General features: G+C 51.1%; 18 protein-coding genes and 1 rRNA gene. 13 read left to right on the plus strand and 6 right to left on the minus strand.

What is annotated here, in order from left to right; genetic code table 11:
- Nucleotides 1–120: 120 nt before the first annotated feature.
- Nucleotides 121–1,662 (minus strand): 16S ribosomal RNA (locus tag HVZ39_RS22745).
- 597 nt (nucleotides 1,663–2,259) lie between these two features.
- Here HVZ39_RS22745 and HVZ39_RS22750 point away from each other — a divergent pair.
- From HVZ39_RS22750 to HVZ39_RS22775, 6 genes are all read left to right on the plus strand, one after another.
- A complete protein-coding gene (locus HVZ39_RS22750; RefSeq protein ID WP_181626599.1) occupies nucleotides 2,260–3,891 on the plus strand; it encodes a sensor histidine kinase in 1,632 nt (543 codons plus the stop codon).
- Nucleotides 3,888–4,607, plus strand: coding sequence for a two-component system response regulator DcuR (gene dcuR, locus HVZ39_RS22755; RefSeq protein ID WP_016155419.1), 720 nt, complete (start codon nucleotides 3,888–3,890; stop codon nucleotides 4,605–4,607). The genes HVZ39_RS22750 and dcuR overlap by 4 nt, the downstream gene beginning before the upstream one ends.
- Nucleotides 4,608–4,916: 309 nt before the next feature.
- On the plus strand, nucleotides 4,917–5,207 hold the full coding sequence (locus HVZ39_RS22760) for a hypothetical protein (protein WP_220133217.1): 291 nt from the start codon (nucleotides 4,917–4,919) through the stop codon (nucleotides 5,205–5,207).
- A gap of 118 nt (nucleotides 5,208–5,325) precedes the next feature.
- Nucleotides 5,326–6,666 carry an anaerobic C4-dicarboxylate transporter DcuB gene (gene dcuB / locus HVZ39_RS22765; RefSeq protein WP_003031873.1) on the plus strand — a complete coding sequence of 447 codons (1,341 nt, stop codon included), beginning with the start codon at nucleotides 5,326–5,328 and terminating at the stop codon, nucleotides 6,664–6,666.
- A gap of 96 nt (nucleotides 6,667–6,762) precedes the next feature.
- A complete protein-coding gene (gene fumA, locus HVZ39_RS22770) occupies nucleotides 6,763–8,409 on the plus strand; it encodes a class I fumarate hydratase FumA (RefSeq protein WP_016155418.1) in 1,647 nt (548 codons plus the stop codon).
- A 147-nt stretch (nucleotides 8,410–8,556) separates the two neighbouring features.
- The gene (locus HVZ39_RS22775) at nucleotides 8,557–9,174 is read left to right on the plus strand and encodes a DUF2238 domain-containing protein (protein ID WP_019077832.1); all 618 of its coding nucleotides are present in this window, start codon (nucleotides 8,557–8,559) and stop codon (nucleotides 9,172–9,174) included.
- 26 nt (nucleotides 9,175–9,200) lie between these two features.
- Here HVZ39_RS22775 and HVZ39_RS22780 read toward each other — a convergent pair whose 3' ends face one another.
- The 3 genes from HVZ39_RS22780 to melA all read right to left on the minus strand — a co-directional run bounded on the left by HVZ39_RS22780 (nucleotide 9,201) and on the right by melA (nucleotide 12,336).
- Entirely contained in the window at nucleotides 9,201–9,455 is a 255-nt protein-coding gene (locus HVZ39_RS22780) for a SemiSWEET transporter (protein WP_016155416.1), read from the minus strand.
- Between the two features lie 2 nt (nucleotides 9,456–9,457).
- Nucleotides 9,458–10,888: a melibiose:sodium transporter MelB gene (melB, locus tag HVZ39_RS22785; protein ID WP_181633006.1), complete on the minus strand. Its 1,431-nt coding sequence runs from the start codon at nucleotides 10,886–10,888 to the stop codon at nucleotides 9,458–9,460.
- A 92-nt stretch (nucleotides 10,889–10,980) separates the two neighbouring features.
- On the minus strand, nucleotides 10,981–12,336 hold the full coding sequence (melA, locus tag HVZ39_RS22790; RefSeq protein WP_049259806.1) for an alpha-galactosidase: 1,356 nt from the start codon (nucleotides 12,334–12,336) through the stop codon (nucleotides 10,981–10,983).
- A 269-nt stretch (nucleotides 12,337–12,605) separates the two neighbouring features.
- On the opposite strand from melA, the gene melR reads away from it, so the two are divergent.
- From melR to pmrB, 7 genes are all read left to right on the plus strand, one after another.
- A complete protein-coding gene (gene melR / locus HVZ39_RS22795; protein WP_016155413.1) occupies nucleotides 12,606–13,538 on the plus strand; it encodes a transcriptional regulator MelR in 933 nt (310 codons plus the stop codon).
- 277 nt (nucleotides 13,539–13,815) lie between these two features.
- The gene (adiA, locus tag HVZ39_RS22800) at nucleotides 13,816–16,083 is read left to right on the plus strand and encodes an arginine decarboxylase (protein ID WP_016155412.1); all 2,268 of its coding nucleotides are present in this window, start codon (nucleotides 13,816–13,818) and stop codon (nucleotides 16,081–16,083) included.
- A 315-nt stretch (nucleotides 16,084–16,398) separates the two neighbouring features.
- Nucleotides 16,399–17,160 carry an AraC family transcriptional regulator gene (locus HVZ39_RS22805; RefSeq protein ID WP_016155411.1) on the plus strand — a complete coding sequence of 254 codons (762 nt, stop codon included), beginning with the start codon at nucleotides 16,399–16,401 and terminating at the stop codon, nucleotides 17,158–17,160.
- A 127-nt stretch (nucleotides 17,161–17,287) separates the two neighbouring features.
- Complete coding sequence (gene adiC / locus HVZ39_RS22810; RefSeq protein ID WP_016155410.1) at nucleotides 17,288–18,625, plus strand: arginine/agmatine antiporter; 1,338 nt, start codon at nucleotides 17,288–17,290, stop codon at nucleotides 18,623–18,625.
- 145 nt (nucleotides 18,626–18,770) lie between these two features.
- The gene (gene eptA / locus HVZ39_RS22815) at nucleotides 18,771–20,408 is read left to right on the plus strand and encodes a phosphoethanolamine transferase EptA (RefSeq protein ID WP_181633007.1); all 1,638 of its coding nucleotides are present in this window, start codon (nucleotides 18,771–18,773) and stop codon (nucleotides 20,406–20,408) included.
- A 4-nt stretch (nucleotides 20,409–20,412) separates the two neighbouring features.
- Nucleotides 20,413–21,081, plus strand: coding sequence for a two-component system response regulator PmrA (pmrA, locus tag HVZ39_RS22820; RefSeq protein ID WP_016155408.1), 669 nt, complete (start codon nucleotides 20,413–20,415; stop codon nucleotides 21,079–21,081).
- Nucleotides 21,082–22,164, plus strand: coding sequence for a two-component system sensor histidine kinase PmrB (gene pmrB / locus HVZ39_RS22825; protein WP_016155407.1), 1,083 nt, complete (start codon nucleotides 21,082–21,084; stop codon nucleotides 22,162–22,164). It abuts the gene before it with no gap.
- On the opposite strand, the gene pmrR is transcribed toward pmrB, so the two are convergent.
- Together pmrR and proP are read right to left on the minus strand one after the other, a co-directional pair.
- Nucleotides 22,158–22,247 (minus strand): LpxT activity modulator PmrR, encoded by a 90-nt coding sequence (gene pmrR / locus HVZ39_RS22830; protein WP_016155406.1) that lies wholly within the window; start codon nucleotides 22,245–22,247, stop codon nucleotides 22,158–22,160. The two genes, pmrB and pmrR, sit on opposite strands and share 7 nt — an antisense overlap.
- An 82-nt stretch (nucleotides 22,248–22,329) precedes the next feature.
- Entirely contained in the window at nucleotides 22,330–23,832 is a 1,503-nt protein-coding gene (gene proP, locus HVZ39_RS22835) for a glycine betaine/L-proline transporter ProP (protein ID WP_016155405.1), read from the minus strand.
- Nucleotides 23,833–23,890: the final 58 nt, after the last annotated feature.

Raw genomic sequence — 23,890 nt, forward strand, 5'->3', positions numbered from 1 at the left:
TTTTCAGCTTGATCCAGATTTTTAAAGAGCAAAACTTCTTAATGCACTCGAAAGTACATTCAGAAGTTCATCATTCATCAGACAATCTGTGTGAGCACTACAAAGAACGTTTCTTTAAGGTAAGGAGGTGATCCAACCGCAGGTTCCCCTACGGTTACCTTGTTACGACTTCACCCCAGTCATGAATCACAAAGTGGTAAGCGCCCTCCCGAAGGTTAAGCTACCTACTTCTTTTGCAACCCACTCCCATGGTGTGACGGGCGGTGTGTACAAGGCCCGGGAACGTATTCACCGTGGCATTCTGATCCACGATTACTAGCGATTCCGACTTCATGGAGTCGAGTTGCAGACTCCAATCCGGACTACGACATACTTTATGAGGTCCGCTTGCTCTCGCGAGGTCGCTTCTCTTTGTATATGCCATTGTAGCACGTGTGTAGCCCTACTCGTAAGGGCCATGATGACTTGACGTCATCCCCACCTTCCTCCAGTTTATCACTGGCAGTCTCCTTTGAGTTCCCGACCGAATCGCTGGCAACAAAGGATAAGGGTTGCGCTCGTTGCGGGACTTAACCCAACATTTCACAACACGAGCTGACGACAGCCATGCAGCACCTGTCTCAGAGTTCCCGAAGGCACGTTCGCATCTCTGCAAACTTCTCTGGATGTCAAGAGTAGGTAAGGTTCTTCGCGTTGCATCGAATTAAACCACATGCTCCACCGCTTGTGCGGGCCCCCGTCAATTCATTTGAGTTTTAACCTTGCGGCCGTACTCCCCAGGCGGTCGACTTAACGCGTTAGCTCCGGAAGCCACGCCTCAAGGGCACAACCTCCAAGTCGACATCGTTTACGGCGTGGACTACCAGGGTATCTAATCCTGTTTGCTCCCCACGCTTTCGCACCTGAGCGTCAGTCTTTGTCCAGGGGGCCGCCTTCGCCACCGGTATTCCTCCAGATCTCTACGCATTTCACCGCTACACCTGGAATTCTACCCCCCTCTACAAGACTCTAGCCTGCCAGTTTCGGATGCAGTTCCCAGGTTGAGCCCGGGGATTTCACATCCGACTTGACAGACCGCCTGCGTGCGCTTTACGCCCAGTAATTCCGATTAACGCTTGCACCCTCCGTATTACCGCGGCTGCTGGCACGGAGTTAGCCGGTGCTTCTTCTGCGAGTAACGTCAATTGCTGCGGTTATTAACCACAACACCTTCCTCCTCGCTGAAAGTACTTTACAACCCGAAGGCCTTCTTCATACACGCGGCATGGCTGCATCAGGCTTGCGCCCATTGTGCAATATTCCCCACTGCTGCCTCCCGTAGGAGTCTGGACCGTGTCTCAGTTCCAGTGTGGCTGGTCATCCTCTCAGACCAGCTAGGGATCGTCGCCTAGGTGAGCCGTTACCCCACCTACTAGCTAATCCCATCTGGGCACATCCGATGGCAAGAGGCCCGAAGGTCCCCCTCTTTGGTCTTGCGACGTTATGCGGTATTAGCTACCGTTTCCAGTAGTTATCCCCCTCCATCGGGCAGTTTCCCAGACATTACTCACCCGTCCGCCACTCGTCACCCAAGGAGCAAGCTCCTCTGTGCTACCGTTCGACTTGCATGTGTTAGGCCTGCCGCCAGCGTTCAATCTGAGCCATGATCAAACTCTTCAATTTAAGTTTGATGCTCGTGAATTAAACTTCGTAATGAATTACGTGTTCACTCAGAGACTTGGTATTCATTTTTCGTCTTGCGACGTTAAGAATCCGTATCTTCGAGTGCCCACACAGATTGTCTGATAAATTGTTAAAGAGCAGTTGCGACGCGCTTTAGCGCTCTGTCGCGAGGTGGCGTATATTACGCTTTCCTCTTTCAGAGTCAACCCTCATTTTCAGGTTTTTCTCTTCAACCGAACCGGCTGTTTGTGTGAAGTGATTCACATCCGCCGTGTCGATGGAGGCGCATTATAGGGAGTTTCCTGCGGCCCGCAACCCTTAAATTGCAGAAAAATGACTGACTGCTGCATTCCACAGCAAAAACCCACCTTATACCCATTTACACACAGAGTTATCCACAATCGTAAGCAAAATAGCGGTCAGCCTCCCTGAAAGAAGAGAAAACAGATAAGGAAATCTCTATATAAAAAGAGACTCGCTCTACGCTATATATAGAAGAAAAGCACAGGCAGCCCATGCCCCATCATCCCTACCACCTTTGAATTACGCATCCCATCAGGCGATAATACCCATACAAACCGTGATTCCAGGACTGTGATGAGACACTCTCTGCAACGTACTGCTATACGCAAACGCCCAATGAAGCTCGGCACTACCGTGATCCTCATGGTCAGTGCGGTACTCTTCTCCGTACTGCTTGTCGTTCATCTGATTTATTTCTCGCAAATCAGCAACATGACGCGCGATGCATTAGCAGGTAAAGCGCTTGCGGTCGCACGAACGCTGGCAAACTCCCCGGAGATCCGCCAGGGGCTAATGAAAAAGCCCGAGGAAAGCGGTATTCAGGCGATTGCCCAGGCGGTGAATAAGAGCAACGATTTTTTGTTCATCGTCGTCACCGATATGCAAAGCATTCGTTACTCCCATCCCGAAGCGCAGCGAATCGGTCAGCCGTTTAAAGGCGATGACATTTTGCTGGCCCTGCAAGGGAAAGAGAATGTCGCCATTAATCGCGGATTTCTGGCGCAAGCCCTGCGCGTATTTACCCCTATTTATGACGAGCATCACCGGCAGATAGGCGTCGTGTCGATCGGCCTTGAGCTAAGCAGGGTGACTGAGCAGATCAATAACAGCCGTGGCAGCATCTTTTGGTCCATCTTATTTGGCGTGCTGGTTGGGCTGCTCGGCACATGGGTATTTGTCAAAGTCCTCAAGCGTATTCTGTTTGGTCTGGAGCCGTATGAAATCTCCAATCTGTTCGAACAACGCCAGGCGATGCTGCACTCTATAAAGGAAGGCGTCATTGCCGTTGACGAGTGCGGTGAAGTGACGCTGATAAACCAGGCGGCACAAGAGCTGCTGGATTACCACAAATCGCAAGACGATGCCCAGCTCTCCACGCTCAGCCACGCATGGTCAAAAGTGGTCGATTTTTCACAGGTACTGCATGACGGAACGCCGCGTCGCGATGAAGAGATCATGGTGAAGGATCGGCTACTCTTAATTAACACGGTTCCGGTACTCAGCAACGGTAAAATCATCGGGGCCATTTCAACATTCAGAGATAAGACTGAAGTCCGAAAATTAATGCAACGACTGGACGGCATGGTCAACTATGCCGACGCACTTCGTGAACGATCCCACGAATTCATGAATAAATTGCACGTGATTCTGGGATTATTGCATCTGAAAAGTTATAAGCAGCTTGAAAATTACATCCTGAAGACCGCAAACAGTTATCAGGAAGAGATTGGCTCACTGTTAGGAAAAATAAAATCCCCGGTGATCGCAGGATTTTTACTCAGTAAGATTAATCGCACATCTGATTTAGGCCATAGCCTGGTGATCAGCAATGAAAGCCAGTTACCGGAAAACAGCAACGAAGATCAGGTGGCTGTGCTGATTACCGTTCTGGGGAATTTAATTGAAAACGCCCTGGAGGCGCTAGGTCAAGAACCTGGTGGCGAGATCAGCGTATCCTTGCATTATCGACACGGCTGGTTGCATTGCGAAGTGAATGACGATGGTCCGGGGATCCCCCCCGAACACATTGAGCACATCTTTGAGAAGGGCGTTTCGTCAAAAGGAACCGAACGGGGCGTTGGTTTAGCGCTTGTTAAACAACAGGTTGAAAACGTTGGCGGCAATATTTCCGTCGAGTCTGAACCTGGGATCTTCACCCAATTTTTTGTACAGTTACCGTGGAATGGTGAGAGGGCCAGCAGATGATCAATGTCTTAATTGTCGATGACGATGCAATGGTAGCGGAATTAAACCGCCGTTATGTCGCGCAACTCTCCGGTTTTCATTGCTGCGGCACAGCCTCCACGCTGGAGAAAGCAAAAGAGATAATCTTTCATAGCGGCAATCATATCGATTTGATTTTGCTTGATATTTATATGCAAAAAGAAAACGGTCTGGATCTGTTGCCTGTATTGCACAGCGAAGGTTGCAAGTGTGATGTCATTGTCATCTCTTCCGCCGCTGACGCGACGACCATCAAAGACTCTCTCCACTATGGTGTCGTTGACTACCTGATCAAACCGTTCCAGGCATCCCGTTTTGAAGAGGCGCTGACCGGCTGGCTACAAAAGAAAACCGAGATGGAAAAGCATCAGTACTATGAACAGTCTGAGCTTGACCAGTTGATTCACGGCAGCTCCTCCAATGAACAGGAAGCGCGGCGCTTACCTAAAGGATTAACGCCACAAACGTTACGCACGCTGTGCCAGTGGATTGATGAGCATCAGGATCAGGAATTCTCCACCGATGAACTGGCCAACGAGGTCAATATCTCGCGCGTTTCTTGCCGTAAATATCTTATCTGGCTCGTCAATTGTCACATCCTATTTACCAGCATCCATTATGGCGTAACCGGTAGACCGGTTTATCGTTACCGCGTTCAGGCTGAACATTACTCATTACTAAAACAATATTGCCAATAAAAACAATTTGGGATTATTTGTTATTTGAAAGTAACAATTATTAAAATAATGAAAAATCCCTACTTTTCTGAATCATGCTGCAGAATTATAAATTTGCGTTAGATCAAATATATTTGTATCCAGCATGTTACATGTATTATTTTAATATTGATTAACGTCACACTGTTTTTAATTTCAAAATCGCTAACAAAAGTTAATTAAGTATTATCTAGCTCGCAGAGTGTGTATTTTTACCCATAAAGGATTAGTCTGAAATTAACCAGACATACAAAATCTAGACTGGTAGCAATGGAGACCATGCTACGTACCATGGACACCGTACATTTTTGTGAGCAAATAAAAGTATCCGCACGCCAACCTCATCACATTATGAAATGGCGTGAGCGTGATCACACAAATAACCTACTCACCCATTCTGTCGGTGGTTCACGAAATAGCGGAAAACGCAAAACAGATAAATTACAGCGTCAACCGCAGCTCTCCATGTCCAGCTCTGCTTCCCATCGCCTGAGGATTCTCTCCTCTGATCAAAGCCACAGAAAAAAGCTAAATATCGCCATAACGTTAAAAAAACATTCTAGCAAGACATTTGAACATTAATCGCAAATACGGACATATCGAATACTGACCATTTTTTGATGCCTATTCCGGCAAAAAAGAATGTGGCACAGATCCATTTTTCAAAAAATTGACTGGTTTTTTCGCGAGGGTAAATAAAATGTTATTTAGTATACAACTTCTTATAATATTAATATGTTTGTTTTATGGTGCCAGAAAGGGCGGTATCGCGCTGGGTTTATTAGGCGGTATCGGCCTGGTCATTCTGGTTTTCGTTTTCCATCTCCAGCCGGGTAAACCACCTGTAGATGTAATGCTGGTTATTATTGCCGTGGTGGCCGCATCGGCAACCTTGCAAGCCTCCGGCGGCCTTGACGTTATGCTGCAAATCGCTGAAAAGCTGCTGCGCCGTAACCCAAAATACGTTTCCATCGTCGCCCCGTTCGTTACCTGCACCCTGACGATTCTCTGCGGTACAGGCCACGTGGTATACACCATCCTGCCAATCATTTATGACGTTGCCATTAAGAACAATATTCGCCCGGAACGTCCGATGGCGGCGAGTTCTATCGGTGCGCAGATGGGGATTATCGCCAGCCCGGTGTCCGTGGCCGTTGTATCACTGGTCGCAATGCTGGGTAACGTAACGTTTGAAGGCAAGCATCTTGAATTCCTCGACCTGCTCAGCATCACTATCCCGTCTACCCTGTTGGGTATCCTGGCGATCGGTATCTTCAGTTGGTTCCGCGGTAAAGATCTGGATAAAGATGAAGAGTTCCAGAAGTTTATTTCCGTTCCTGAAAACCACAACTACGTTTATGGCGATACCGCCACACTGTTAGACAAAAAGCTGCCAAAAAGCAACTGGCTGGCCATGTGGATCTTCCTTGCCGCTATCGCCGTTGTTGCCGTGCTCGGCGCGTTCTCTGAGCTGCGCCCTACCTTCAGCGGCAAACCGCTGTCAATGGTACTGGTTATCCAGATGTTCATGCTGCTGACCGGTGCGCTGATTATTATCCTGACGAAGACCAATCCCGCTTCAATATCTAAAAACGAAGTCTTCCGTTCCGGTATGATCGCGATTGTGGCGGTGTACGGTATTGCCTGGATGGCCGAAACAATGTTCGGCGCGCACATGACGGAAATCGAAGGTGTGCTGGGCAATATGGTGAAAGAGTATCCGTGGGCCTATGCAATTGTTCTGCTGTTGGTTTCCAAATTTGTAAACTCCCAGGCTGCGGCGCTGGCGGCGATTGTTCCGGTCGCACTGGCAATTGGGGTTGATCCAGCGTACATCGTTGCTTCCGCTCCGGCATGTTACGGTTACTACATTCTGCCGACTTACCCGAGCGATCTGGCGGCTATTCAGTTTGACCGTTCCGGCACCACCCACATTGGCCGTTTCGTTATCAACCACAGCTTCATTCTACCTGGGTTGATCGGCGTGAGCGTATCCTGTGTCTTTGGTTGGATCTTCGCTGCAATGTACGGTTTCCTGTAATTACAGTGCGCGTGCCGTCCGCTTTGGAACGGCACGCCACCGTCAAGACACAGAGAATTTTAAAATTCCTGAGAAAAATGAAAAGGCTGGAAGCAAATGTCAAAAGTTGAATTCACTTATCAGGCGGCTTTCCCACTGGGGGAAGACAAAACTGAGTACTACCTGCTGACCTCCGATCACGTCAGCGTCGGCGAGTTTGAAGGCGAAACAATCCTGAAAGTAGCCCCTGAAGCACTTACGCTACTGGCCCAACAAGCCTTCCACGATGCCTCCTTCATGCTCCGCCCTGAACACCAACAGCAAGTCGCCTCAATTCTCCATGATCCCGAAGCCAGCGAAAACGATAAATACGTAGCGCTGCAGTTCCTGAGAAACTCCGAAATCGCTGCTAAAGGCGTATTGCCAACCTGCCAGGACACCGGTACGGCAATTATCATGGGTAAAAAAGGTCAGCGCGTCTGGACCGGTGGCGGCGACGAAGCGGCACTCTCCAAGGGCGTATTTAATACCTATATTGAAGATAACCTGCGCTACTCGCAAAACGCGGCGCTGGATATGTACAAAGAAGTGAATACCGGCACCAACCTGCCCGCACAAATCGACCTGTACAGCGTGGATGGTGACGAATACAAATTCCTGTGCGTGGCCAAAGGCGGCGGTTCAGCGAACAAAACCTATCTGTATCAGGAAACCAAAGCGCTGCTCACGCCCGGCAAACTGAAAAACTTCCTGGTTGAGAAAATGCGCACGCTGGGTACCGCAGCATGCCCGCCGTACCACATTGCATTCGTCATTGGCGGCACGTCAGCGGAAAGCACCCTGAAAACGGTGAAGCTGGCCAGCACACACTACTATGACGCACTGCCGACTGAAGGTAATGCGCACGGCCAGGCGTTCCGCGATCTGCAACTGGAACAGGAACTACTGGAAGAAGCGCAGAAACTCGGCCTCGGCGCCCAGTTTGGCGGGAAATACTTCGCGCACGATATCCGCGTGATCCGCCTGCCTCGCCACGGCGCATCCTGCCCGGTTGGTATGGGTGTGTCTTGCTCCGCAGACCGTAACATCAAGGCCAAGATTAACCGCGAAGGGATCTGGATCGAAAAACTGGAACATAACCCAGCCCAGTACATTCCGGAGTCGCTGCGCCAGGCAGGCGAAGGTGAAGTGGTTAAAGTTGACCTTAACCGCCCAATGAAAGAGATCCTCGCTCAGCTCTCTCAGTATCCGGTTTCTACCCGTCTGTCGCTGAGCGGCACCATCATTGTCGGTCGCGATATTGCCCACGCGAAGCTAAAAGAACGTATTGAGTCCGGCGAAGGTCTGCCGCAGTACGTGAAAGATCACCCTATCTACTACGCGGGCCCGGCCAAAACACCTGCGGGTTATCCGTCCGGCTCTTTAGGGCCAACCACTGCGGGTCGTATGGACTCCTATGTTGACCTGCTACAGTCTCACGGCGGCAGCATGATCATGCTGGCAAAAGGTAACCGTAGCCAGCAGGTGACAGACGCCTGCCACAAACACGGCGGCTTCTATTTAGGCAGCATTGGTGGCCCGGCAGCGGTACTTGCGCAGCAGAGTATTAAACATCTGGAATGCGTGGAATACCCGGAGCTGGGTATGGAAGCTATCTGGAAAATCGAAGTCGAAGATTTCCCGGCTTTCATTCTGGTCGATGACAAAGGCAACGATTTCTTCCAGCAAATCGTCAGCAAACAATGCGCTAACTGCGCGAAGTAACCCATTCGGCCCGGCACTGGACTGACAACAGATTTTTGGCGTCAGTCCAGTGATCCCCCCGGGCCAACTTTATCCCCCCATTTACTGGCGTTGAATTTTTGCCGCTCACAGGGAATAGTAACCTTTTCCATTACTTGTGAATTCGCCATGCTCCGCACACTGAACTCCACAATCTTGCACTCTGGCGCGCTGCTCCTGGCGCTAATACTTATCTACACCGGTATCTCAGCCACGGAGAAAATCACCTGGCTGATGGAAGTTACGCCGGTCATTATTGTCGTCCCACTGTTGCTGGCGACCGTGAAGCGCTACCCGCTGACGCCATTGCTCTACACGCTCATTTTCTTGCACGCCATCATTCTGATGGTCGGCGGTATGTATACCTACGCTAAAGTCCCTGTCGGTTTTCAGGTTCAGGAGTGGCTGGATCTCAGTCGTAACCCCTATGACAAGCTGGGTCACTTCTTCCAGGGTCTGGTGCCCGCCCTGACGGCAAGAGAGATTTTAGTGCGCGGTAATATAGTTCGTGGCCGCAAAATGCTGGCATTTTTGGTCTGCTGCGTGGCGCTGGCGATTAGCGCGATGTATGAGCTGATCGAATGGTGGGCAGCGCTGGCGATGGGTCAGGGAGCGGATGATTTTCTCGGGACGCAGGGCGACCCATGGGATACCCAGTCGGATATGTTCTGCGCCCTGCTCGGTGCGCTAACCACGGTGCTCGTGTTGGCGGGCTGGCACAACAGACAGTTAAAAACTGCCGGATAGCGCTGACGCTTATCCGGCAATCAGCCCTACCCATTGCGAGACTTGATAACCAGAATCGGCAAGGCGAACAGGAGTGTCAGAAAGTTCGCCATGCTGACGGCAGTATCTTCAATCAATAATCCATAAATCAGCCACAACACCAGCCCACACACAAACATTACATACATTAAACCGGAGATACCCTGCGTGTTGCGGGTGGTAATGACCTTAATCGCTTGCGGTAAGAATGAGAGCGTCGTCAGGCTAGCCGCCAAATACCCAATCCACGAATGCCATTCCATAGCTACGCCTTCACATCACCTGGGGTGACTATCGCAATAGCCGGGATATCCGGTTGCTCATGCTGCTGCGGCACCTTACGGTACTTATCCAACAAATGAATCTGGACCCTGCGCAGCGTGTCGCCGTTCAGTCGGTAAAAGCGGAAGTAAAGGACTAAGGTCACCACAAAAAAGAGTGCTGGTAGCGCGATCATAATGAATTGCATACCAACAATGGTTTCTGCAGACTGCGCGACATTCGGCGCGTAATTAATCAGCCCAAGTATCACTGCGATAAAGAAAGCGGCAAACGCAGACCCTCCTTTTACCACCATCGTCTGCACTGAATAAGCGATACTTTCACAACGTACATTCAGTTTGTATTCGCCGTAATCAACGGTATCCGCCACCATAATGACCTGCAACACCCAGAAAAGCGCTGAACCAATATTCAGTAAAATACCAGCAATAACAATGAGTAAGATGTTATGGAAACCGGCTAACGCCATCACCAGCAGCACGATACAGCTGAGCACTGGCAGCACTGATGCCCCAGCCCACAAGATCCGTCGTGACAACGCTTTTACCAATCGAGGAAAGAAAATCAGCGTCAGCAGGTTTGCCGCTCCTGCGTAAGACATGTAGTACGGGAAGAGGCTTGCATCGCCAATCACATAAGTAAAATAGTAAATGGCAAAGCCAGCAATGATATTGGCGGCAATGTTGTAAGCCAGCGCCATGCCTAGCAGGCAGGATAACTGGTCGTTTTTATAGATGAGCCCAACGATCGCTTTCAGCCCAAGACGACTGCTGTCCGCCGTTGCCTCGCTATCTGACGAATAAACCTCATGCACATTACGCAGCGTAACAACGGTAGAAACGATAAAGAATGCAATCAGCACCAGCGTAAACATCTGGAAACCAAAGCCGCGATCGGCCCCGCCAACATAGCTCACAAAGGGCAGCGTTACCCCCGCGGTGACAAACCCAGCCAGGCTTGCGAAGAAACGAGGGAACGGCACCAGTTGTTCACGCTCGCGTTTATCCAGCGTAATAGTTGGCACCAGCGACCAGAATGGAATATCCATAATGGTGTAGGTCATTCCCCATAATATATACGTCACGCAGACAAATACGACTTGCGCAGTGCCCTCAAACAGATGTGCGCTAAAAAGCAAAAACAGCACCAATGAGTTCGCCAGCGTACCGAGTAAGATCCAGGGTTTAAATTTTCCCCACCGCGACCGGGTGGCGTTCACAATCCAGCCCATGATGGGATCGTTTACCGCATCCCAGACCCTTGCCGCCAGGAACAACGTTCCGACCAGCCCCACCGATAATCCCACCACGTCGGTGTAGTAATACATCAGGTACATGTACACAATACCGATGGCGAAATCCTTACCAAACGCTCCAAATCCGTAACTGAGTTTTGTTTTCAGAGAGATGCTCATAGGGTATCGGGTCGCCGTTACCAGCGCCCGCCTTCTGTTAGAGGAAACGTCAGAGGTTAAACGCCGGATGCTCTGCCCGGCGTAATGGTGTGTTAACGGTGTAACCAGGCCGGCAACCAGTCGCCATGAGACGCGATCAGGTCGTCCACCAACGCATAAATCTCCTCAATCCCCAATACCGCGGCGGTATGCGGATCCATCATCGCCGCGTGATAAACGCGATCGCGATTTTCCGTCAGAATGGCTTCCGTTAGCAGGGTCTGAACATTGATATTGGTTTGCATCATGGCCGCCAAATGTGACGGGAGAGTACCCACCTTCGTTGGCTGGATACCATTCGCATCGACCAGGCAAGCCACCTCCACGCAACAGCCTTGCGGCAGGTTATCGATCAGATGGTCATTGCGAACGTTGCCATACACTACGCTCGGTTCACCGGTCCAGATAGCGTTCATGATAGTGCTGGCATATTCACGTGACGGTTTAATCTCGATCCGCGCCGCCGTTTTGTACTCTTCCAGCTCTTTGTTCCAGTTCGCCAGCTGTTCCACACAGCGTTTTGGATACTCATCCAGTGGAACCTTATAGCGCTCAATCAGATCCTCACGCCCTGGTTTGATAAACCACGGCGTATATTCCGCGAAATGCTCCGATGACTCAGTGACGAAATAGCCCAGCTTTTTGAACATTTCATAGCGCACAATGTTCTGACAACGGGTATTACCGTGAAGATTCGGTTTCGGCGCCTGACCAGATTCATAGGCCGCCAGAAGCTCCGGATAGAGATTCACATAAGCACCGTCAGCCGTTTTACGCTCAAGTTCCAGATAAAACGCCATATGGTTGATCCCGGCGCAGCGATAGCGCAAAGAGGCTGGGTCGATGTTCAAATCGCGGGCCAGCTCCTCCGCTGTCCCTTGCACCGAGTGACACAATCCAACCTGCTTAATATGCGGATAGCGCGCATACATTGCCCAGGTGTTCATCGCCATCGGGTTAACGTAGTTAAGCATGGTGGCCTGCGGGCAGACTTCGGTCATATCCTCACAAATCTGCCATAAATGCGGGATAGTGCGCAGCGCGCGCATAATGCCGCCAGGCCCCAACGTATCGGCAATCGTCTGCTCCAGACCATGACGTTTACACACCGCAAAATCGGTAACGGTACAAGGTTCATAGCCACCAATCTGGAAAGCGACCACCACAAAATCAGCATCCTGCAATGCCGCTTTTTGATCGGTATAGCAGGTGATACGCCCGGACGCGCCCGCTGAGTCCATCAACTTACGCACCACAATGTGTGACTCTTCCAGCCGAGTAGGATTGACGTCCATCAAGGCGATATGCGCAGATTTCAGCGCATCACGATGAAAGACGTCCCCGAGGATATTTTTGACGAAAATCGTGGAACCGGCGCCGATAAAGGTAATTTTGGGTGCAGACATCATGACTCTCCAGAACATTAGTGAACACAGTCATGGTGGCACAGCGCATTGATGAAAACTTCCGACTTCCCTGGCGAGCATTCCCATAAACTCAGATCGCCTCTTTGCCCCATACTGGATCTGAGTTTATGGGACAAAATTGCACAAAAAGCAGAGTATGCGGCCCCAAAATCTCACTATGCTCAATGATATCGGTCCGATTTGTGTCCTGATTCTCAGCCTTAATGCGCAGCAAATGACATGATTCTGATAATTCAGGAAATGGAGCAACCATGAGTACATTACCAACATCGCCTCTTCCCCCCGATCCGCACATGTGCAGCAGCGATGAAGAGCAAACCCGCAGCCCATTGTCGCTGTACTCAGAATATCAACGGATGGATATTGAGCTGCGCTCACCGCATGCTATGCCTGCCAGCCACTGGCATGGGCAGGTGGAGATTAATGTGCCGTTTGATGGCGACGTTGAGTACCTTATCAACAACGAAGTGGTGCAGATAAAACAGGGGCACATTACGCTTTTCTGGGCCTGTACGCCGCATCAGCTCACGCGTCCGGGCAGCTGCCAAAGCATGGCTATCTTCAATTTACCGATGCACCTTTTCCTTTCCTGGCCGCTGGATCGCGAACTGATCAACCACGTTACCCATGGCATGGTCATCAAATCGCTGGCGTCACAGCAGCTAAGCACCTTTGAAGTTCAGCGCTGGCAACAGGAGCTGAGCAACCCGAACGAGCAAATTCGCCAGCTCGCCATTGATGAAATTGGTCTGATGCTCAAGCGGTTTAGCCTTTCCGGCTGGCAGCCAATCCTGGTCAATAAAACTTCGCGGACGCACAAAAACAGCGTTTCGCGGCACGCCCAGTTTTACGTAAGCCAGATGCTGAGTTTTATTGCCGATAACTACGATCAGGTGCTCACTATCAACGACGTCGCGGAACACGTGAAGCTCAACGCCAACTACGCGATGGGGATTTTCCAGCGCGTGATGCAACTCACCATGAAGCAGTACATCACCGCAATGCGGATCAATCACGTCCGCGCATTGCTTAGCGATACCGATAAAACCATTCTTGACGTCGCGTTGACCGCGGGATTCCGATCCAGCAGCCGTTTTTATGACACCTTCAGCAAGTTTGTCGGCATGTCGCCGCAGCAGTACCGCAAACTGAGCCAGCAGCGCCGGCAAACAATGGCTGGCTGAGCAGCCAGAAACCACCGGCGTTACCCCGGCCTACGATCCCTATCGTTCGCCGATATCAGTATCAGCCAAAAAAATATTCCCCCTGTCGATAAACAGCGGTGAAAAATCGCCAATAAGCAAACATAACTATTTGTTTAAAAACAAATTAAACACAGATCAGACTATTTATCACCCGCTTTACAGCCCATTTTGTCAGGATAATACTTGCCTGCGTCACATTCATACGGTGTGTCTGCAATCCATAAATTGCAACCTTTCCACAACCGGGTAAAAGATGATGAAAGTATTAATTGTTGAAAGTGAGTTTCTGCATCAGGACACCTGGGTCGGTAGCGCTGTCGAACGTCTGGCTGACGCATTAAGCCGCCAAAATGTTACCGTCATTAAGTCCACCTCATTCGACGATGGTTACGCAATCCTCGCCGCTAATGAAGCCATTGATTGCCTGATGTTTAGCTATCAAATGGAACAACAAGACGAGCACCTGAACGTCAGGCAATTGATCGGCAAGCTCCACGAGCGCCAGCAAAACGTTCCCGTTTTCCTGCTGGGCGATCGCGAAAAAGCCACCGCATCGCTGGATCGCGACCTGCTGGAGCTTGTCGATGAATTCGCCTGGATTATGGAAGATACCGCAGACTTTATCGCCGGACGTGCCGTTGCGGCGATGACCCGTTACCGCCAGCAGCTTCTGCCGCCACTGTTCAGCGCGCTGATGAAATACGGCGACATCCATGAATACTCCTGGGCGGCGCCTGGTCACCAGGGCGGTGTCGGATTTACTAAAACGCCGGCGGGTCGTTTTTACCATGATTACTACGGTGAAAACTTATTCCGTAGCGACATGGGTATTGAACGCGCATCGCTCGGCTCACTGCTGGATCATACCGGCGCATTTGGCGAGAGCGAAAAATATGCCGCCCGCGTGTTTGGCGCTGACCGCTCCTGGTCCGTAGTGGTCGGGACTTCCGGCTCTAACCGCACCATCATGCAGGCTTGTATGACCGACAACGACGTCGTGGTGCTGGATCGTAACTGCCACAAATCTATCGAGCAGGGGTTGATCCTCACCGGCGCAAAACCGGTGTACATGGTGCCAAGTCGCAACCGGTACGGCATTATCGGCCCTATCTACCCGCAAGAAATGCAACCTGAAACATTGCAGAAAAAAATCAGCGAAAGCCCGCTGACCAAAGGCAAGGCCGGGCAAAAACCGTCTTACAGCGTTGTGACCAACTGTACTTATGACGGTGTTTGCTACAACGCCAAAGAGGCCCAGGACCTGCTCGCGCAAACCAGCGATCGCATCCACTTCGATGAGGCCTGGTACGGCTATGCTCGCTTTAACCCAATTTATGCCGATCACTACGCTATGCGTGGCGCGCCGGGCGATCATAACGGTCCTACCGTTTTTGCGACCCACTCGACCCACAAACTGCTGAACGCGCTCTCTCAGGCGTCTTACATTCACGTCCGTGAAGGTCGTGGGGCCGTGAACTTCTCCCGCTTTAACCAGGCGTACATGATGCACGCCACCACCTCTCCGCTGTATGCCATCTGCGCATCAAACGACGTGGCGGTCTCCATGATGGACGGCAACAGCGGTCTGTCGCTCACCCAGGAAGTGATCGACGAAGCGGTCGATTTCCGTCAGGCTATGGCGCGTTTGTACAAAGAATTTTCCGCCGAAGGCGACTGGTTCTTCAAACCGTGGAACAAAGAAGTGGTGACTGACCCGCAAACCGGCAAAACCTATGACTTTGCCGATGCGCCAACTCAACTCCTGACCACTGACCAGAACTGCTGGGTGATGCGTCCGGGTGAATCCTGGCACGGGTTTAAAGACCTGCCGGATAACTGGAGCATGCTGGACCCAATCAAAGTCAGTATTCTGGCGCCGGGGATGGGCGATGATGGCGAACTGGAAGAGAGCGGCGTACCGGCAGCGCTGGTCACCGCCTGGCTTGGCCGCCACGGTATCGTGCCGACCCGTACCACCGATTTCCAGATTATGTTCCTGTTCTCAATGGGGATTACCCGTGGGAAATGGGGCACGCTGATCAATACCCTGTGCTCATTCAAACACCATTACGATGCCAATACACCGCTGGCGCAGGTGATGCCAGAACTGGTTGAGGAACATCCTGACACTTACGCCAACATGGGCATTCACGATCTGGGCGACACCATGTTTGCCTGGCTGAAAGAGAACAACCCTGGCAGCCGACTCAACGCGGCCTACTCCGGCCTGCCTGTTGCTGAAATCACCCCGCGTGAAGCCTATAACGCGATAGTCAGCGATAACGTTGAGATGGTGGCCATTGAAAATCTGCCGGGTCGTATAGCTGCGAATTCCGTGATTCCTTACCCACCGGGAATTCCAATGCTGCTGTCCGGGGAGAACTTTGGCGACGCCAATAGCCCGCAGATTAGTTATCTACGTTCGTTGCAGTCCTGGGACCACCACTTCCCTGGATTTGAACATGAAACCGAAGGAACGGAAATTATTGACGGTGTATATCACGTCATGTGCGTGAAAGCATAATGTCACTTTATAGATAGTCCGATTTTTAAGGTAGACATGTCATGCTTGAGTAATTCCTGAGTATTGCTGCAAAACAATAACATTGTCATACCTTTTTGCGCGGGACCACCCCGCGCTTTTTTTATACGCAAATATCACGTTTCCACTTGCGTAAAAAAAAGTATACATAAGAAAATTCCCACCAAACATTGTAATTAATTTCAGACACGTTATTTTAATGCGGTCCTGGATTCATCATACAATTTCAATTTAGCCGATATGGTTCATCTGATGGTGAGCTACGGTGTTTTATGTTCATATTCCTGGAGTTTGGGTATGAGGGTTTGCAGCAGAGCAGCTTGTGTTGTTGTATTAACGGAGAAGGATGTTTGGTTAAGGATTAACGGTAAAGAAGCCATCAGCTTAAAAGCTAATCATATGGCGCTGGTAGCATGCGATAATAATATTATCGATTTCTCATCACTTAATAACGCACTGGTCGTACATATCAGCCGTGATATCATTAAAGACTATCTACGTTTTTTAAATAAAGACCTTTCACAGATCCCACTCTGGCAACGCAGTGCCAACCCAGTGATGACCGCCGTCTGTCTGACGCCGGATGTCTTCCGGGTGGCTGCCCAATATAGCGTAATGGACACAATGGACGAAGGTGAAAGTGTGCGCACGCGCTCGCTACTGTTCACGGTGTTATCACGCTTTCTCGGCAGCAAAAAGTTTATTTCTCTGCTCATGCATATACTACGCAGTCGTATCAGCGACAGCGTTTATCACATTATTGAGAGCGATATACATAAAGACTGGAATTTAAGCATGGTTGCCAGTTGCTTATGCCTGAGCCCCAGTTTGTTAAAGAAAAAGCTCAAAAGTGAAAATACAAGTTACAGCCAAATAATTACCACGTGTCGCATGCGTTATGCCGTCAATCAATTATTGATGGATGGCAAAAACATTTCCCAGGTCTCTCAACTGTGCGGATATAACAGTACCTCGTACTTTATTTCCGTATTCAAAGAGTTCTATGGGATGACGCCTCTGCATTATGTCAGTCAACATAGGGAGCCATCCGCTGCCTGATTTTTAATCAGTTAGCGATAAGCCACAATAATATCAGCATTAGCGATACCCCCAGTCCGCCATCATAAAATAGTCTTCTGAAGAGGTATGATAAGACGTCATTTATCCTTATCAGGAGTTACTAAATATGTCGACGGATGCTGATGCTCACAAAGTGGGCTTAATCCCCGTCACCCTTATGGTGTCGGGGAATATTATGGGTTCCGGTGTATTCCTGCTACCCGCAAACCTTGCGTCAACTGGCGGGATTGCAATCTACGGATGGTTGGTCACTATTATCGGTGCTTTGGCGCTGTCGATGGTGTACGCGAAAATGTCGTCCTTAGACTCCAGTCCCGGTGGTTCTTACGCTTATGCCCGCCGCTGTTTCGGTCCTTTTTTGGGCTACCAGACCAACGTCCTGTACTGGCTGGCTTGCTGGATTGGTAACATCGCCATGGTGGTTATTGGCGTCGGTTACCTGAGCTACTTCTTCCCCATCTTAAAAGATCCGCTGGTCCTGACGCTGACCTGCGTCGTGGTACTGTGGATCTTCGTATTGCTGAACATTGTCGGACCGAAAATGATCACCCGTGTACAGGCCGTCGCAACGGTACTGGCGCTGGTGCCAATTGTCGGTATTGCCGTCTTCGGCTGGTTCTGGTTCCGGGGTGAAACCTATATGGCGGCATGGAACGTCAGCGGTATGAACACCTTCGGTGCGATTCAAAGCACTCTGAACGTAACCTTGTGGTCATTTATCGGCGTGGAAAGCGCCTCCGTCGCGGCAGGTGTGGTTAAAAATCCCAAACGTAACGTGCCTATCGCCACCATGGGCGGCGTGCTGATCGCCGCCGTTTGCTATGTGCTCTCCACCACGGCGATTATGGGTATGATCCCTAACGCGGCGCTGCGTGTTTCAGCCTCCCCGTTCGGTGATGCCGCACGCATGGCGCTGGGAGACACCGCTGGGGCGATTGTCTCCTTCTGTGCCGCGGCCGGGTGCCTTGGTTCCCTGGGCGGCTGGACGCTGCTTGCCGGGCAAACCGCCAAAGCGGCAGCCGATGACGGCCTGTTCCCACCGATTTTTGCCCGCGTTAACAAAGCCGGTACGCCGGTAGCCGGGTTAATTATCGTCGGCGTTCTGATGACCATCTTCCAGTTCAGCAGCATGTCGCCAAACGCTGCGAAAGAGTTTGGTCTGGTCTCTTCAGTCTCCGTTATCTTCACGCTGGTGCCGTATCTGTACACCTGCGCCGCGCTGCTGCTGCTCGGCCATGGTCACTTTGGTAAAGCGCGTCCGATGTACTTACTGGTGACCTTTATCGCTTTTGTTTACTGCATTTGGGCCGTTGTCGGTTCCGGTGCCAAAGAGGTGATGTGGTCATTCGTCACACTGATGATCATCACCGCGCTGTATGCACTGAACTACAATCGGATCCATAAAAACCCATATCCATTGGATGCTCCGGTAAACAATAACTAACACAAACAGTCGTCGTTGCCCGATGGCGTAAGTTCATCGGGCCAACGCAGCCCCCCGCGATTCCTGAAATCAACATTAAGAACTTAAGGTTGGCTTAATTTTACTTTGAGAGGATTTGTACCACTTAGTCGATGGAACCCCCTTAATGTTAAAGCACCTGTTTAAAAGACCCACTCTCGGGCTAATCAGCTGGCTTCTCCTGATCTCATTTTATCTTGCGACTTTCCTGAACATTGCGTTCTATAAACAAGTGCTGCAAGAACTGCCCCTGGATTCCGTGCGCAACCTGCTGGTGTTTTTGTCGATGCCGGTCGTCGCTTTCAGCGTCATGAACATTGTGCTGACGCTGGCCTCATTCCTGTGGCTTAATCGCCTGGTGGCCTGCGTTTTCATTCTGGTTGGCGCATCGGCCCAATATTTCATCATGACCTACGGCATCATCATTGACCGCTCGATGATCGCCAATATGATGGACACCACACCCGCCGAAACCTTTGCTTTGCTGACGCCGCAAATGCTCATCACGCTCGGAGTGAGCGGCATTCTCGCCGCGCTCATTGCCTGCTGGATAAGAATCAAACCGATCGCCCCGGCCATGCGCAGCGTACTGTTCCGTGGCGCGAATATTCTGATCTCCGCGCTGCTGATCGTGCTGGTCGCCGCGTTCTTCTACAAAGATTACGCCTCACTGTTTCGCAACAATAAAGAACTGGTGAAATCCCTCAGCCCATCCAACAGCATTGTGGCGACCTCTTCCTGGTATTCACACCAGAGGCTGGCCCACCTGCCGCTGGTACGCATTGGCGAAGACGCCCATCGCAATCCGTTGATGGTGAAAGAAAAGCGTAAGAACCTGACGATTGTGGTGCTCGGCGAGACCTCACGCGGCGATAACTTCTCGCTGTCAGGCTATTCGCGCCAGACCAACCCGTTGCTGGAAAAAGATGATGTGGTCTATTTCCCCCGCACCACATCTTGCGGAACGGCAACGGCAGTATCTGTCCCCTGCATGTTCTCGGGTATGCCACGCGCGCACTACGATGAAGAACTGGCGCAGCATCAGGAAGGCGTGCTCGACATTATTCAGCGGGCGGGAATTAACGTTCTGTGGAACGACAACGACGGCGGCTGCAAAGGGGCATGCGACCGGGTACCGCACCAGAATATGACTAAGCTGAACCTGCCAGGGCAGTGTATTGACGGGGAATGCTACGATGACGTGCTGTTCCACGGGCTGGAAGAGTACATTAATAACCTGCAAGGCGACGGCGTGATTGTGCTGCACACCATCGGCAGCCACGGTCCGACCTATTACAACCGCTATCCTGCGCAGTTCAAGAAATTTACGCCAACCTGTGACACCAACGAAATCCAGACTTGTTCACAGCAACAATTGGTCAATACCTATGACAACACCATTCTTTACGTCGACTATATTGTTGATAAAGCAATCAATATACTGAAAGAGCATCAGGATAATTTCACCACCAGCCTGGTCTACCTTTCCGATCACGGTGAATCCTTAGGGGAAAATGGCATCTATTTACACGGCCTGCCGTATTCGATTGCGCCAGAAACGCAAAAACATGTGCCGATGCTGCTGTGGCTCTCAGAAGATTATCAGCAACGCTATCAAGTCTCTCAGACATGTTTGCAAAAACGGGCAGGCTCAGAGGACTTCTCACAGGATAATCTCTTCTCAACCCTGCTGGGATTAACAGGCGTGCAAACACAGAAATATCAGGCGGCAGATGATATTCTGCAACCCTGCCGGGGAGGCTAAACGAATGAAAATTCTGATTGTTGAAGACGATACGTTGTTATTACAGGGACTGATACTCGCCGCGCAAACAGAAGGCTATGCCTGCGACGGCGTATCAACGGCCCGTGCCGCGGAGCAGTGTCTGGAGACCGGCCATTACAGTCTGGTGGTTCTGGACCTGGGCTTACCGGATGAAGACGGCCTGCACTTCCTGAACCGCATCAGACAGAAAAAATACACCGTGCCGGTGCTTATCCTCACCGCCCGCGATACAGTGAAAGACCGGGTCAGCGGGCTGGACGTTGGCGCCGATGACTATCTGGTCAAACCGTTCGCACTGGAAGAACTGCATGCCCGCATCCGGGCGCTGCTGCGTCGTCATAACAATCAGGGTGAAAGTGAACTCATTGTCAGTAACCTGACGCTGAATATCGGTCGTCGCCAGGTGTGGATGGATGGACAAGAAGTTATCTTAACGCCGAAAGAATACGCACTCCTGTCGCGCCTGATGCTTAAAGCGGGCAGCCCGGTACACCGGGAAATCCTGTATAACGACATCTACAGCTGGGATAACGAACCGTCGACCAATACGCTGGAAGTGCACATTCACAACCTGCGGGACAAAGTGGGTAAATCACGTATCCGCACAGTCAGGGGATTTGGCTATATGCTGGTTGCCACTGAGGAAAGCTAAGTGAAGCTACTGCAATATCTAAAAAAACCGCTCCCGCTGCGTCATCGCCTGATGCTGACCATCGGTCTTATTCTGCTGGTCTTCCAGTTGATTAGCACCTTCTGGTTGTGGCACGAAAGCACCGAACAAATACAGCTATTTGAGCAGGCGTTACGCGAAAATCGTAACAACGATCGCCACATCCTGCATGAAATCCGCGAGGCCATCGCCAGCCTGATCGTCCCCGGTATCTTTATGGTCAGCCTGACGCTGCTGATTTGCTACCAGGCAGTACGACGTATTACTCGCCCGCTGGCGGATCTGCAAAAAGAGTTAGAAACGCGGGCAGCCGATAACCTTGCTCCGATTGAAGTTCACAGTTCAACCGTTGAGATCCAGGCGGTCGTCTCAGCGCTCAACGAGCTGGTGACGCGGCTGACGAGCACCATTGAAAACGAACGCTTATTTACCGCCGATGTCGCCCACGAACTGCGCACCCCACTGTCAGGCGTTCGCCTGCATCTGGAATTACTGTCCAAAACCCATAAGGTCGACGTTTCACCGTTAATTGCCCGCCTTGACCAAATGATGGACAGCGTGTCGCAACTGCTGCAACTCGCCCGCGTTGGACAGTCGTTCTCGGCCGGGAGCTACCAGCACGTCAAACTGCTGGAGGACGTGATTTTGCCCTCCTACGATGAACTCAGCACCATGCTGGACCAGCGTCAGCAGACGCTGCTCCTACCGCAAAGCACGGCGGACGTTGTCGTACGTGGCGATGCGACGCTATTACGAATGCTGCTGCGAAATCTGGTGGAGAACGCGCATCGTTACAGCCCGGAAGGCACCCATATTACGATTAGCCTAAATACAGAGCATGATGCCGTTATCGCCGTCGAAGATGAAGGCCCTGGCATTGATGAGAGTAAATGCGGGGAGCTGAGTAAAGCGTTTGTGCGTATGGACAGCCGTTTTGGCGGGATTGGGCTGGGGCTGAGCATTGTCAGTCGTATCACCCAATTACATCACGGGCATTTCTATTTGCAAAATCGTCAGGGAACCACCGGCACTCGCGCTTGGGTGGAATTAGCGAAAGGTCAGTAAGAACTCACCCAAACGTACAAAAAGCTGCTGACGATCAGCACGCTGCACACGGTGGTCAAACTTTCATAAATGCGGTTTTTCATGACACTCTCCTCCGATACTCTGGAGGAGAGTTTGCCTGACGCAGATTAAGCCAACCTTAAGTGGATATGATAAATCACATGATTACTCATCAATCCGCGGATGCTGCTGCACCAGGCGCGTACGCTTAAGCTGCAGCTCAGCAATTTCCTGATCGATATCTTCGATTTTATGCTCAATATTATCGTAGTGCTCGCCGAGGAGCTCTTTCGCTTCATGAATATCCGAAGCGGCAGGCGTAGCCCCCTTCAGCGGCTGATTAGCCGTCTCTTTCATGGTCACGCCGGTAATTAAACCTATCACCGCAATCACCATCAGATAATAAGCAGGCATCATCAGATTCTGAGAGCTTTCCACCAGCCATGCGGCCAACGTCGGTGTCAGACCGGCGACCAATACCGAGATATTAAACGCTGCAGCCAAGGCACTGTAGCGAATATGCGTCGGGAACATCGCTGGTAACGTTGACGCCATCACCCCGGTAAAGCAGTTGAGGATCACCGCCAGCATCAGCAACCCGGCGAAAATCAGGCCGATGACGTTACTGTTAATCAGAATAAATGCCGGAATAGCCAGCACAAACAGCGCAATACTGCCCATAATCACAAACGGACGGCGTCCGAAGCGGTCGCTGAGCAGACCCATCACCGGCTGCACAAACAGCATACCAATCATGATGGCGATAATAATCAGCACGCCGTGGTCTTCAGAGTAATGCAGGTTATGCGACAGGTAGCTCGGCATATAGGTGAGCAGCATGTAGTAGGTGACGTTGGTGGCAATCACCAGACCAATACATGCCAGCAGGCTGCGCCAGTGTCTGGTCGCAATCTCTTTAAACGACACCTTCGGACCGTCCTGCAGTCCCTGACGATCGCCCTGCTCCAGTTTATCCACGTGCTGCTGGAACGCCGGAGTCTCTTCCAGTGCATGACGCAGGTACAGGCCAATAAGCCCTAACGGTAGCGCCAGGAAGAACGGAATACGCCAGCCCCACTCAAGGAAGTTTTCTTCGCCGACGATAGTTGAGATCAGGACTACCACGCCCGCACCCAGCACAAACCCGGCAATCGAGCCGAAGTCCAGCCAGCTGCCCATAAATCCGCGCTTACGGTCTGGCGAGTACTCTGCGACAAAAATCGACGCCCCGGTATACTCTCCGCCGACCGAGAACCCCTGCGCCATTTTACACAGCAACAGCAGAATCGGCGCCCAGATACCAATCGAGGCATACGAGGGAATGAGACCGATACAGAAGGTACTTATCGACATAATCACAATGGTGATAGCGAGGATCTTCTGACGACCGTATTTATCGCCAAGCATACCGAAGAACAATCCGCCAAGCGGTCGAATCAGAAAGGGAACAGAGAAGGTGGCAAGTGCAGCAACCATCTGTACGCTGGGGTCAGCCCCCGGGAAGAACACTTTACCTAATGCGTAAGCAACAAACCCATAAACACCAAAATCAAACCACTCCATCGCATTACCTAAAGACGCCGCGGTAATGGCTTTTCGCAGTTTACCGTCATCAATGATGGTAACGTCGCGCAGCGTAATTGGTTTTATTTTTTTCCTTTTTAGCATACTCGTCCTCATAGACTTAGCCCTGTCACGCTACAGATCGAGTCCCTCAACGCCCCTG

Origin of the sequence: Citrobacter sp. RHB35-C21 (assembly GCF_013816515.1) — a bacterium.
GTDB lineage: Bacteria > Pseudomonadota > Gammaproteobacteria > Enterobacterales > Enterobacteriaceae > Citrobacter > Citrobacter braakii.